The 12635-nt window shown below is 65.8% G+C and carries 10 protein-coding genes; 8 read left to right on the top strand and 2 right to left on the bottom strand.

Annotated features, from left to right (window positions below; translation table 11 throughout):
• Positions 1-128: 128 nt before the first annotated feature.
• The 5 genes from NWF24_RS06955 (at position 129) to NWF24_RS06935 (ending at position 6738) form a co-directional block, all read left to right on the top strand.
• On the top strand, positions 129-1622 hold the full coding sequence (locus NWF24_RS06955; protein WP_258353549.1) for an NCS1 family nucleobase:cation symporter-1: 1494 nt from the start codon (positions 129-131) through the stop codon (positions 1620-1622).
• A gap of 27 nt (positions 1623-1649) precedes the next feature.
• A complete protein-coding gene (locus NWF24_RS06950; RefSeq protein ID WP_093179679.1) occupies positions 1650-2387 on the top strand; it encodes an aspartate/glutamate racemase family protein in 738 nt (245 codons plus the stop codon).
• Between the two features lie 14 nt (positions 2388-2401).
• Complete coding sequence (locus NWF24_RS06945) at positions 2402-3157, top strand: GntR family transcriptional regulator (RefSeq protein WP_258353548.1); 756 nt, start codon at positions 2402-2404, stop codon at positions 3155-3157.
• A 113-nt stretch (positions 3158-3270) separates the two neighbouring features.
• Positions 3271-5043, top strand: coding sequence for a phosphodiesterase (locus tag NWF24_RS06940; protein WP_258353547.1), 1773 nt, complete (start codon positions 3271-3273; stop codon positions 5041-5043).
• Between the two features lie 204 nt (positions 5044-5247).
• Complete coding sequence (locus NWF24_RS06935; protein ID WP_093179676.1) at positions 5248-6738, top strand: nucleobase:cation symporter-2 family protein; 1491 nt, start codon at positions 5248-5250, stop codon at positions 6736-6738.
• A gap of 8 nt (positions 6739-6746) precedes the next feature.
• On the opposite strand, the gene NWF24_RS06930 is transcribed toward NWF24_RS06935, so the two are convergent.
• Positions 6747-7604, bottom strand: a complete 858-nt coding sequence (locus tag NWF24_RS06930; protein WP_258353546.1) for an aldo/keto reductase — start codon at positions 7602-7604, stop codon at positions 6747-6749.
• A gap of 31 nt (positions 7605-7635) precedes the next feature.
• Positions 7636-9063, bottom strand: a complete 1428-nt coding sequence (locus NWF24_RS06925; RefSeq protein ID WP_258353545.1) for a sensor histidine kinase — start codon at positions 9061-9063, stop codon at positions 7636-7638.
• A 349-nt stretch (positions 9064-9412) separates the two neighbouring features.
• Here NWF24_RS06925 and NWF24_RS06920 point away from each other — a divergent pair, with 349 nt between their 5' ends.
• From NWF24_RS06920 to NWF24_RS06910, 3 genes are all read left to right on the top strand, one after another.
• Positions 9413-10495: a tartrate dehydrogenase gene (locus NWF24_RS06920; RefSeq protein ID WP_258353544.1), complete on the top strand. Its 1083-nt coding sequence runs from the start codon at positions 9413-9415 to the stop codon at positions 10493-10495.
• 306 nt (positions 10496-10801) lie between these two features.
• The gene (locus tag NWF24_RS06915) at positions 10802-11752 is read left to right on the top strand and encodes an ABC transporter permease (RefSeq protein ID WP_258353543.1); all 951 of its coding nucleotides are present in this window, start codon (positions 10802-10804) and stop codon (positions 11750-11752) included.
• Positions 11749-12630: an ABC transporter permease gene (locus NWF24_RS06910; RefSeq protein ID WP_258353542.1), complete on the top strand. Its 882-nt coding sequence runs from the start codon at positions 11749-11751 to the stop codon at positions 12628-12630. The genes NWF24_RS06915 and NWF24_RS06910 overlap by 4 nt, the downstream gene beginning before the upstream one ends.
• The last annotated feature ends 5 nt before the right edge of the window (positions 12631-12635 follow it).

Below are 12635 nucleotides of genomic sequence, written 5' to 3'. Positions count from 1 at the left end.
GCAGCGCATCAGGGAATCTACGGATATATGATTCCCCGAATGGTCTTGATTGAGTGCATTTTTTGTATACAAATAACGCATCCGAAAAGCAGGTACTCAATCCACCCCACTCGCACGAGGAAAAGACCATGAGCACAGTCGTCAGCCAGGCCCCCGCGGGGGCAAGCGAAGCCGGCCTTGCGCCGCACGCGGAATCGAACGCCGTCATCAAGCCCGGCTACCACCCGCGCCTGACCAACGAAGACCTCGCTCCGCTGAAGAAGCAGACCTGGGGCCAATACAACATCTTTGCCTTCTGGATGTCCGACGTGCACAGCGTGGGCGGCTACATCACGGCCGGCAGCCTGTTCGCACTGGGCCTGTCGAGCTGGCAGGTGCTGGTGTCGCTGCTGGTGGGCATCGTGATCGTGCAGTTCTTCTGCAACCTGGTGGCCAAGCCCAGCCAGATGACGGGCGTGCCCTACCCCGTGGTTTGCCGCGCGCCCTTCGGCGTGCTGGGCGCGAACATTCCGGCCATCATCCGTGGGCTGATCGCGGTGGCCTGGTACGGCGTGCAGACGTATCTCGCGTCGGCCGCCTTCATGGTGCTGGCGCTGCACATGGCCCCGGGCCTCGCGCCATATGCCGATGTCACGCAGTACGGCTTCGTCGGCCTCTCGGCGCTTGGCTGGGTCGCGTTCATGGTTATGTGGGTGCTGCAGGCCTTCGTGTTCTGGCGCGGCATGGACGCCATCCGCAAGTTCATCGACTGGGCCGGCCCGGCGGTGTACGTGGTGATGGCCGTGCTCTGCGGCTGGCTGGTGTGGAAGGCCGGCTGGAGCAAGATCGACCTGAACCTGGGCGGCATCAAGTTCCAGGGCTGGGACGCGCTGCCCGTGATGCTCTCGGCCATTGCGCTGGTGGTGAGCTACTTCAGCGGCCCGATGCTCAACTTCGGCGACTTCTCGCGCTACGGCAAAAGCTTCGACGCGGTGAAAAAGGGCAACTTCTGGGGCCTGCCGGTGAACTTCGTGTTCTTCTCGCTGCTGACGGTCATCACCACGGCCGCCACGCTGCCCGTGTTTGGTGAACTCATCACCGATCCGGTGCACACCGTGGGCAAGATCGACAGCACCACCGCCGTGGTGCTGGGCGCGCTGACCTTCATGATCGCCACCATCGGCATCAACATCGTGGCCAACTTCGTCTCGCCGGCCTTCGATTTCTCGAACGTGGCGCCGCAGCACATCAGCTGGCGCACGGGCGGCATGATCGCCGCGGTGGGCTCGGTGTTTCTCACGCCGTGGAACCTCTACAACAGCCCCGAGGTCATTCACTACACGCTCGACGTGCTGGGTTCGTTCATCGGCCCGCTGTTCGGCATCCTGATTGCCGATTACTACATCGTGCGCAAGCAGCGCATCGACGTGGACGCGCTCTACACCATGAGCCCCAAGGGCGAATACTGGTACAGCGGCGGCTACAACCCGAAGGCGATCCAGGCGCTGGTACCGTCGGCTCTCGTGCCGATCCTGTGCGTGATGGTGCCGGCGCTGCGCGGTGGCGCCAACTATGCTTGGTTCATCGGCATGGGCCTGGGCTTCGTCCTCTATGCCCTGCTGAACCGCAACAGCAAGACTTGAACTGAAAGAGAAAGAAAGGGCCGCGCCGTGCGCATCAAGATCATCAATCCCAACACCACCTGGAGCATGACCGAGAAGATCGGCGCCTGCGCCCGCGCGGTGGCGCACGCCGGCACCGAGATCGTGGCCGTGAGCCCGGCCATGGGGCCGGTCTCCATCGAGAGTCACTACGACGAGGCGCTGGCCGTGCCGGGCTTGCTGCAGGAGATCGCTTCGGGCGAGCGCGACGGCATCGACGGCTACGTGATCGCCTGCTTCGGCGACCCGGGCCTGAAGGCCGCGCGCGAGCTGGCACGCGGCCCCGTGGTAGGCATCGCCGAAGCGGCGATGCACCTGGCCAGCATGATCGGCAGCCGCTTCAGCGTGGTGACCACGCTGGGCCGCACCATGGGCCAGGCCTGGCACCTGGCCGAGATCTACGGCATGGAGCGCTTCTGCGCCAACGTGCGCGCCTGCGAACTGCCCGTGCTCGAACTGGAAGAGCCCGGCTCGGGTGCGCGGGAACGCATCGTCGACGAGTGCCGGCGCGCGCTCGAAGAAGACGGCTCCGACTGCATCGTGCTCGGCTGTGCCGGCATGACCGACCTGTGCGCGCACATCGAGCAGGTGCTCGGCGTGCCCGTGATCGATGGCGTGGCCGCGGGCACCAAGCTGATCGAATCGCTCGTTGCCCTGAAGCTGCGCACCAGCAAGCACGGAGAGCTGGCAAAGCCCCTGCCCAAGCCCATCATTGGTGCACTCGAGGGCTTCACTCTCCCGCGCTAGGCCACAATCCGCGCATGCCTCGCGCCAGTTCCAAACCCTCCGCTTCCCCCGCCACCGCCGTTCCGGTCGAGAACGGCGTGGCTGCAGCCGACAAGAACAGCTCCATCGAAAGCATCGCCAACGACATCGCCACCGCGATCGTCGAGAAGCGCCTGCCGCCCGGCACCTGGCTGCGCGAAGAAGCGCTGGGCCGGGTGTATTCGGTGAGCCGCACCAAGGTACGCGCCGCGCTGCTGATGCTGTCGAAAGACAAGCTCATCGAGATGATTCCCGACAAGGGCGCCTTCGTCTGCCAGCCCTCGGTGGAAGAGGCCCGCGAGGTTTTCGCGGTGCGCCGCATCCTCGAAAGCGAGGTGGTGCGCCTGTTCATCGCCGCCGCGCGGCCGCGCGACTACCAGGTGCTGGAGCAGCACATCAAGTTCGAGCGCACCGCGCTGCGCCAGACCACCACCACTGGCACCGTGCGCGAGAAGCTGCTGGGCGACTTCCACGTGGCGCTGGCCGAGGCCACGGGCAACCGCACGCTGGCCGAGCTGGTGCGCGAACTGGTGGCGCGCAGCTCGCTGATCGCCATGCTCTACCACTCGTCGAACGACCCGCATTGCTCGTCGGACGAGCACTCCGATTTCCTGCGCCTGTGCCGCAAGGGCGATGTGGAGGCCGCGGTGACGAGCATGATCGACCACCTGGAGCGCATCGAATCCAGCCTCGAACTCGGCACCGACAAGCCCGACCGCCAGCTCGACCTGGTCAAGGCGCTGCTCGCCTGACCCCACGGCCGGCAGGGCCGGTGCGGCTGTCACACAACCGCGTCATGCTGTAGCCCGAATGGCTTACGCGTTTTTCCCGTGCGCGAGCGCCGCCGACGAACAACTTCCACAGCATGCCCCGGCAAACCCGGCCCAACGCCACCCCTGCCTCGCCTCCTGCGATCTCGCCCTTCTTCCAGCCCATCGTGGATCTGCGCAAGGGCACGGTCTTCGGCCATGAAGCCCTCATTCGCGGACCGGCCGGCACCCCGCTCCACAGCCCGCAGGCGCTGCTTGCACTTGCCGCGGCCGAGTCGCGGCTGACCGAGTTCGAGCTGCAGTGCGTGGAAGCCATCCTCGTCGAGTGGGGCCGCCTGCCCGATGCGGGCCGGCTGTTCGTGAACATGAGCGCCGACGCGCTGGCCGCGGCCACGGGCGGCGTGGGCACGGCGTGCTGGTTCGAACGCATGCTCGCGCACCACAACGTCAGCGCCCGCGACGTGACCGTGGAGCTCACCGAGCAGCGCGCCACCGGCAGCCCTGAGGCGCTTGGGCGTGCGGTCGAGACGCTGCATGCGCTGGGCGCGCGCGTCGCGCTCGACGACTTCGGCGAAGGCCATTCCAACCTGCGGCGCTGGAAAGACCTGCAGCCGGACTTCGTGAAGATCGATAAGCTGCTGACGCAGGGCATCGCGAACAGCCCGCAGAGCGTGGCGCTGGTACGTGCCATCGTCGGCTTCGGCAACGCGCTGGGCACCGAGCTCATCGCCGAGGGCGTGGAAGACGCGAAAGACCTGCACGTGCTGCGCGACCTCGGCATTGCCCATGGCCAGGGCTACCTGTTCGGCCGGCCGGCGCCGGCGCTGCAGCCAGCGCTGCCTGAGCCCATGGCAGCCACCATCCGCGACACCCGCATCGCGGTGATGCCGCATGCGTCTCAAACGTCGCAGCCCAATGTGCTGCGCAGCCTGTCGGTCATCCAGGCGCCGGCGCTCAACCCGCAGACGCCGATCGACGAGGTCTCTGCAATCTTCCAGAAACACCCCGAGCTGCATGCGCTCGCCGTGGTCGACAAGGGCACCCCCGTTTCGCTGATCAACCGGCAGTCGTTCATGAACGACTATGCGCGGATGTACTTCCGCGAGGTCCACGGCCGCCGCCCCTGCCTGGCCTACGGCAGCAGCACTCCACGCATCGTGGAGCGCGAAGAGAACGTCGAGAGCCTGCTCGGCATCCTGATGTCGGAAGACCAGCGCTACCTGAGCGAAGGTTTCATCGTCACCGAGAAGAAGCGCTACGTTGGCCTGGGCACCGGCGACCAGCTCGTGCGCGCCGTGACCGAGGCGCGCATCGAGGCCGCACGGCACGCCAATCCGCTGACCTCGTTGCCGGGCAACATCCCCATCAACATCCACATCGCGCGCCTGCTCGACAGCGGCGCCGACTTTGCCGCCTGCTATGCCGACCTGAACAACTTCAAGGTGTTCAACGACCACTACGGCTACTGGCGCGGCGACGAAATGATCTTGCTGCTCGCGCGGCTGGCGACGCAGCACGCAGACGCCCACCGCGACTTCGTCGGCCACATCGGCGGCGACGACTTCCTGGTGCTGTTCCAAAGCCCCGATTGGCACCGGCGCTGCACCGCCCTGATCGACGACTTCAACCGGCAGGCGCCCAGCCTCTACGACGAGGCGGAAAGACAGTCCGGCGGCATCGAAGGCGAGGACCGGCATGGCGTGGTCCGATTCACGCCCTTCTCCACGCTGTCCATCGGCGCGGTGCGCATTCCGCCGGGCATGTTCAGCCATGCCGAGGATGTGGCGAGCGAGGCGGCCATCGCGAAGCACGATGCCAAGCAGGCGGCCTCGGGCCTCACGGTGCGCGAGGCCCGGCCACGCCCATAGCGCAGGGACTTATGCGTCGATGGTCCCGGCGGCCGGCGCCAGTCTTGCGGCCTTGACCACTCGGCGAGGCCCCTCCGCGGATGCGGGTTTTCCAGAGTCTGGATTGTTGCATAAGTTGTATACAGTTTGGCGTACACAAAACGGGGTGTGCGCATGCCAAGCCGTGTCGCCCACCTTCCTTCTCGCCGCAGCAGGAGCCCAACGATGACGGCCGACAGTTCTCTCTCAACAGTTCATCCCGTGGACCAGCGCCTGCCTTCGGGCAAGCTCGCGGCCCTTGGCCTGCAGCACGTGCTGGTGATGTATGCGGGCGCCGTCGCGGTGCCGCTGATCGTCGGGCGCGCGCTCAAGCTCACGCCGGACGAGGTCGCGCTGCTGATCTCGGCCGACCTCTTCTGCTGCGGCATCGCCACGCTGATCCAGGCGCTGGGCGCCACGCAGTTCTTCGGCATCAAGCTGCCCGTGATGATGGGCGTGACCTTCGCGTCCGTCGCGCCGATGGTCGCCATCGCCAATGCCAACCCGGGCCAGAACGGTGCGCAGCTACTGTTCGGCGCCATCATCGGCGCGGGTGTGGTGTCGATACTGATTGCGCCGCTGGTGAGCCGAATGCTGCGCTTCTTTCCGCCGGTGGTCACCGGCACCATCATCGCGGTCATCGGCATCAGCCTGATGCGCGTGGGCATCAACTGGATCTTCGGCAACCCCGTGGGCCCGACGGCGCCCGCGCTGGTCGACCCGGTCTATGCGAAGTGGCTGGCCGAAGTAACTTCGCCCGGCAGCTCCATTCCCGCCGTGCCCAAGGGCTTCGCGATCATGCCCACCGTGCCCAACCCCAAGTACGCAGACCTGTCGGGCTTCGGCGTGGCTGCGCTGGTGCTGGTGTCGATCTTGTTGATCGTCAAGTACGCGAAGGGCTTCATCGCCAACATCTCGGTGCTGCTCGGCATCGTGATTGGCGCAGTGGTGGCCTCGATCACCGGGCTCATGACTTACGAGAAAGTGGGCAAGGCCGCGTGGGTCGACATCGTGCTGCCCTTTCACTTCGGCATGCCGCAGTTCGACCCGATCCTGATCTTGACGATGACCCTCATCATGATCGTGGTGATGATCGAATCGACCGGCATGTTCCTCGCGCTGGGTGAGATGACCGACCGCAAGATCAGCCAGAAGGACCTGGCCCGCGGCCTGCGCACAGACGGCCTGGGCACGCTGATCGGCGGCATCTTCAACACATTCCCGTACACCAGCTTCTCGCAGAACGTGGGCCTCGTGGCCGTCACCGGCATCAAGAGCCGCTATGTGTGCGTGGCCGGCGGCGCGATCCTGATCGTGCTGGGCCTGTTGCCGAAGATGGCGGCGCTGGTCGAGTCGCTGCCCACGGTGGTGCTCGGCGGTGCGGGCCTCGTGATGTTCGGCATGGTGGCGGCCACCGGCATCCGCATTTTGTCGGGCGTGGACTTCAAGACCAACCGGCACAACGCGATGATCGTCGCGGTGTCGATCGGCATCGGCATGATTCCGTTGATCGCGCCCAACTTCAAGCAGTGGATGCCGCATGCGATTCACTCGCTGATCGAATCGGGCATTCTGCTGGCGTCGATTGCGGCGGTGCTGCTGAACCTGTTCCTCAATGGAGCGAAGCACGACGAACAGGCAGTGATCGCTGCGGCCAAGCAGGCCGAAGCCCACTGAGCCTTTTGCTAGATCATCGCCAGCGGCCCCTTGCGCCGCGGCGGTGGGTGCAGCCGGTCGAGTTCTTCAAGAGTCGCCGCATCGAGCTCCAGCTCTGCGGCGGCCAGGTTCTCCTTCAGGTGCGCACTGCGCACCGCCTTCGGGATCGCCGCCACGCCGGGCCGCGCGATCACCGCGGCCAGTGCCAGTTGCGCAGCCGTCACACCGAGCCGCTCGGCCAATTCGCCCAGCCCGTCGTCTTCAGCCAGCGCGCCCTGGTCGATCGGGCTGTAGGCCATCAGCGGCATGCCATGTTCGTGCAGCCAGGGCAGCAGGCTGAACTCCGGGCCGCGCTCGCCGAGCGACAGGTACACCTGATTGGCCGCGCACTCCGGACCATCGCCCACAGCCTGCGCCAGCTCCTCCATATCGTCGGTGTCGAAGTTGCTCACGCCCCAGTGGGCGATGCGCCCGTCGGCCACCAGCGAATGCATCGCCGCGACCGTCTCGCGCAGCGGATGGCTGCCGCGCCAGTGCAGCAGGTAGAGATCGACGGCGTCGAGCCCCAGCCGCTTCAGGCTGCGCTCGCAGGCATCGCGCGTGCCACGGCGGCTGGCGTTGTGCGGATAAACCTTGCTGACGATGAAGAGCTCTTCGCGCCGCACGTCGCTCGCGCGCAAGGCCTCGCCGATGGCCTGGCCCAGGACGGTTTCAGCGCCGCCTTCGCCGTACATCTCGGCGGTGTCGATGAGCCGGTAGCCGAGCGCGATGGCCTCGCGCACCGCCTTCACTTCGGCCGCGCGATGCCCCGCGTTTTCGCCCATGCGCCAGGTGCCGAGACCGAGTACCGGCATCTCGCCGCCGGTGGGGAGTTGGAGTGTTCGCATCGGGTCATGGTACGAGGGACGCAAGGCCCTGTCAGCCCGTCGACAACGGAAGCCACACGGTCGCGCACAGGCCGCTCCCGTCTTCACCGGCCGCCAGTTCGATCCGGCCGCCATGTTTGTTCAGCACCGAACGAACGATCGCCAACCCCAGTCCGCTGCCCGACTGCGTCTGGTCCGGGTTGCGAAAGAAGCGGTCGAACACGCGCTCGCGCAGCTCCGGCGGAATGCCCGGCCCCTGGTCCGTCACGCGCAGCACGGCCTTCGACGATTCCGGTTCGCACGCAACGCGCACGGTGACAATGCCGCCGTCCGGGCTGTACTTGATGGCGTTCTCGATGAGATTGCTCACCATCGAGATCAGGCTCTCACGCTCTCCGAACACCAGCACCGCGCCTTCGGACACGAAGTCCAGCCTGATACCGCGCACGCAGGCCAGGCCTTCCACGAACAGAACGCGCTCCTGCACCAGCGCATCGAACGCAAGCAGCATGGGCACGGCATCCTGCGGCATCTCGTCGCTGCGCATCAACTGCTGCAGCTGGCCCACCAGCCGCGCGGCGCGGTCGTTGCTGCGCAGCAGGTTGACCATGAGCTCGCGCTGGCCTGCGTCGGCGGTCTGCTCCTTCAGCGCCTCCACATTCACGCGCATCGCATCGAGCGGCGTGCGCAGTTCATTCGCCGCATCGGCGATCAGCACTCGCTCGCGCGATGCCCGGTCGCGCACGCTGCGCAGCAGGTCGTTGATGCTGCGCACCAGCGGCTGCAGCTCCTTGTGCCGCGGCTCGAAGCTCAGCGGCGTCAGGTCGGCCGGGCCGCGCTCGGCAGTCTCTTGCGTCACCTGCCGCCAGGGACGCAGCGCGAACAGCACCGAAAGCCACGCCGGAAAGACGAGAAACGGCAGGCTGATGGCCAGCGGCAGCAAGTAGTAGCTGCGGTGGTCGACAGTGAAGCTGAAACGCAGCACCTTCGGCTCGGCCAGCAGCACGCGGGTGTCGAGCGATGGCGAAGTCATCATGCGCGCGCGCCACACGCGCTCGCCGACGCGCACGTTCTCCACCCGGCCCGGCGCTGCCGTGTGCATGACCGGCGCGGCAGCCGTGGAGTTGAAGATGAGCCGCCCCCGCTGCCACACCTGCATGACGGGCGCCTTGTCCGTCTCTGAACTGAAGTCACCCGATGTTTCGAGCAGCGCCATGTCGAAGGCCTTCAGGGCCTCCTGCTGACGGGCGGGGTCGGCCGCGAGGTTCTGTGCAATCGTGATGACGCTATCGAAGATCTTGTCGTAGCGCACCAGATCCGTCACGCGGTTGGAGTCGTACAGGAACAGCGCCAGGATGGCACCCCACAGCAGCACGACCACCGCGGTCTGCGCCAGCAGCAGGCGCCGCAGCAGCGAGGGCTGCAACCACCGTCTCCAGCGCCGGGCAAGCGCCGTCATGGCGACAGGCAAAAGATTCATGGTCCTCCAGGCGGCGGTCTCTGCGGAGCGCATCGCAAGCGCGTGGAGTATCCGGTACGCCCGCGCCGAGGGCTTCAGAAAACCTTCATGAACCGGTTGTCGGAGCCGGCAAGCGGTCGGTCGCGGATGCTTGTCGCCTTCTAATTTTCTGAAGTCAAAGTCAATTTAATGACAAGAAATCCGAGAAATCTCCTGTGAAGGCGTTCCGCTTTGCCTTCTTATTTTGTCAAGGCCATTTGAGTGCCAACCCCCTCTTCAGGCCCAGTTCTCGCTTCTAGAATTTTTCGACAAGCCCGGCGTCACGAGCGCTGGCGCACCGAACGAAACGAACTTGGAACAGGTTGAGTCAATGCAGAAAAAGCACAGGATTGCCGTCATTCCCGGAGACGGCATCGGCGTCGAGGTCATGCCCGAAGGGTTGCGCGTACTCGATGCGGTCGGTCGCCGCTTCGGCATCGATTTTTCGTACGACCACTTCGACTGGGGCTCCGACCACTATGTGCGCACGGGCCTGATGATGCCGGCCGACTGGGCCGACAAGATCCAGGGCCACGACGCGATCTATTTCGGTGCGGTGGGTGCGCCCGACAAAGTGCCCGACCACATCGCGGTGTGGGGCCTGCTCATCAAGATCCGCCGCGACTTCGACCAGTACGTGAACCTGCGCCCCGTGCGCCTGATGCCCGGCGTGCCCGGCCCGCTGGCGCACCGCAAGCCCGGCGACATCGACTTTCTGGTGGTGCGCGAGAACACCGAGGGCGAATACACCTCGGTGGGCGGGCGCCTATTCGAAGGCACGCCGCGCGAGATGGCGATCCAGGAGGCCGTGTTCACCCGCACCGGCGTGGACCGCATCATCGACTACGCGTTCCAGCTCGCCAATCGCCGCAAGCGCAAGAACCTGGTGGCCGCCACCAAGTCGAACGGCATCTCGATCACCATGCCCTACTGGGACGAGCGCCTGGCCGAGATCGCCACGCGCTACCCCGACGTGGCGACGAGCAAGTACCACATCGACATCCTGTGCGCGCATTTCGTGCAGCACCCCGACTGGTTCGACGTGGTGGTGGCATCCAACCTGTTCGGCGACATCCTGTCGGACCTGGGCCCGGCCTGCACCGGCACTATCGGCATTGCGCCCTCGGCCAACCTGAACCCCGAACGCAAATTCCCCTCGCTGTTCGAACCGGTGCACGGCTCGGCACCCGACATCGCCGGCAAGGGCATCGCCAACCCGATCGGCCAGATCTGGTCGGCCGCACTGATGCTGGACCATCTGGGCAACAACGACCCTGTGTACGCAGAGGCTTCGGCTGCGGTGATCTCGGCCATCGAGACCGTGCTGAGCGAAGGTCCGCGTACTCGAGATATGGGCGGGACCGCCAACACCGTGGACGTGGGCCGCGCGATTGCGAATTGCATCTCGGCATGACGCACTGCTCTTGTTCAGGGAGCGATCACGCCGACGGCGTTCTCTGCTCCGCGAATGTCCCCCGGCCTGCGGCCTCCTCCTTTATTTCGCTGCGCAGAGCACCCCATCGACGTGATCGATGGACGCAGCGGTTGATCGGCCAGCACTACAGCCGCGTCCATGTGCGAATGGCACCGGGTGCTCCCCGCAGCGAAATAAAGGAGGAGCCGAAGGCGGGGGACATTCGCGGAGGGGAGCACCCGGTGTCATTCGCACGCACCCCGAACAAGAACACCCAACGACACAACGCAGAGCGGAGTCACTGAAATGGGCCTGTTCCTGCTGAAACGCACACTGACGCTCATCGGCACCCTGGTGGGCGCATCCATCATCGTGTTCCTGGTACTGGAGATTCTTCCGGGCAATGCAGCGCAGATGCTCATGGGCCCAGACGCCTCACCCGAAGCCGTCGCGGCACTGGCAACGAAACTGGGTCTCGACTTGCCCGCATGGACCCGCTACTGGCACTGGATCGGCGGCCTGCTCACCGGCAACCTCGGCGACAGCTACGCCTACAGCTCGCCGGTGCTCGACCTGATCCTGGAGCGCCTCGCGCTCACCGTGCCTCTCGCCATGCTTGCGATGGCCCTCACCGTCGTGATTGCGCTGCTCGTCGGCGTCACGGCCGCGGCCCGCCACAACAAGCTTGGCGACGTCGGCCTGATGGGCATGGCCCAGGTCGGCATCGCCATTCCGAACTTCTGGTTCGCCATCCTGCTGATCCTCGTGTTCTCGGTGCAGCTGCAGTGGTTCTCCGCTGGTGGCTTCGAGGGCTGGAGCGAAGGCATCTTCTCGGGCATCAAGTCGCTGCTGCTGCCGGCGCTGTCTCTTGCCGTTGTTCAAGCAGCAATCCTCGCGCGCATCACCCGCTCGGCCGTACTCGAAGTGATGCGCGAAGACTTCGTGCGCACTGCCCGCGCCAAGGGCGTGTCGCAACGTGCAGTGCTGTGGACCCACGTGCTGCGCAACGCCATGATCCCCGTCATTACCGTGATGGGCATGCAGTTCTCCGAGCTGCTGGCCGGCACCATCGTGGTGGAGAACGTGTTCTACCTGCCGGGCCTGGGCCGGCTGATCTTCCAGGCCATCAGCAACCGCGACCTGATCGTGGTGCGCAACTGCGTGATGCTGCTGGCGGCCATGGTGGTCATCGTGAACTTCGTGGTCGACGTGCTGTACGCCGTGATCGATCCGCGCATCAAGGCCAGCGACATATGAGTACCCTTGCCATTCCAAGCCCAAGCGCCGCGGCGCTCAAGGTGCCGGGCTTCTGGCGCCGCGCGCTGAAGCACCGCAGCTTCGTCATCGGCGGCGTGCTGGCCGCCCTGCTGCTCCTGGCCGCCCTCGTGTCCTTCGTGTGGACGCCCTGGTCGCCCTATGCGATGGACATGCCGAACAAGATGCAGGCCCCTTCGGCCTCGCACTGGCTCGGCACCGATGCGTTCGGTCGCGACGTGGCTTCGTTGTTGCTGGTTGGTGCGCGCGCATCCATCCTCGTGGGCGTGATCGCAGTCGGTATCGGCCTGGTGGTCGGCACCGCCTTGGGCCTGCTCGCGGCCGCGAAACGCGGCTGGGTCGAAGAAGCGGTGATGCGGCTGTCGGACTTCACGCTGGCCTTCCCTGCGATCCTGTCGGCCATCATGATGACCGCCGTGTTCGGCGCGGGCATCGTGAATGCCATCGTGGCCATCGGCATCTACAACATTCCGACCTTCGCGCGCATCACACGGGCTTCGGCCAACGCAATCTGGTCGCGCGAGTACGTGGCCGCCGCACGCGCCTGCGGCAAGGGCCCATTCGCGATCACCATGCAGCACGTGCTGCCCAACATCTCGGCCGTGCTGATCGTGCAGATCACCATCCGCTTCGCCATCGCCATCCTGGCCGAGGCCGCCCTCTCCTACCTGGGCCTGGGCACGCAGCCGCCGCAACCCTCGTGGGGCCGCATGCTCAGCGAAGCGCAGACCCTCATGTTCCAGCAGCCGCTGCTGGCCGTCTTCCCCGGCATGGCGATCGCCCTCGCAGTGCTGGGGCTGAACCTCCTTGGCGACGGGCTGCGCGACTTGCTCGACCCCCGCCTCGCCAGAGCCCGGTAAGCGCC

It is taken from the genome of Variovorax paradoxus, from assembly GCF_024734665.1.
GTDB lineage: Bacteria > Pseudomonadota > Gammaproteobacteria > Burkholderiales > Burkholderiaceae_C > Variovorax.
The sequence above is the reverse complement of the archived record's forward strand: the minus strand, read 5'-3'. Positions and strand labels throughout refer to the sequence as shown.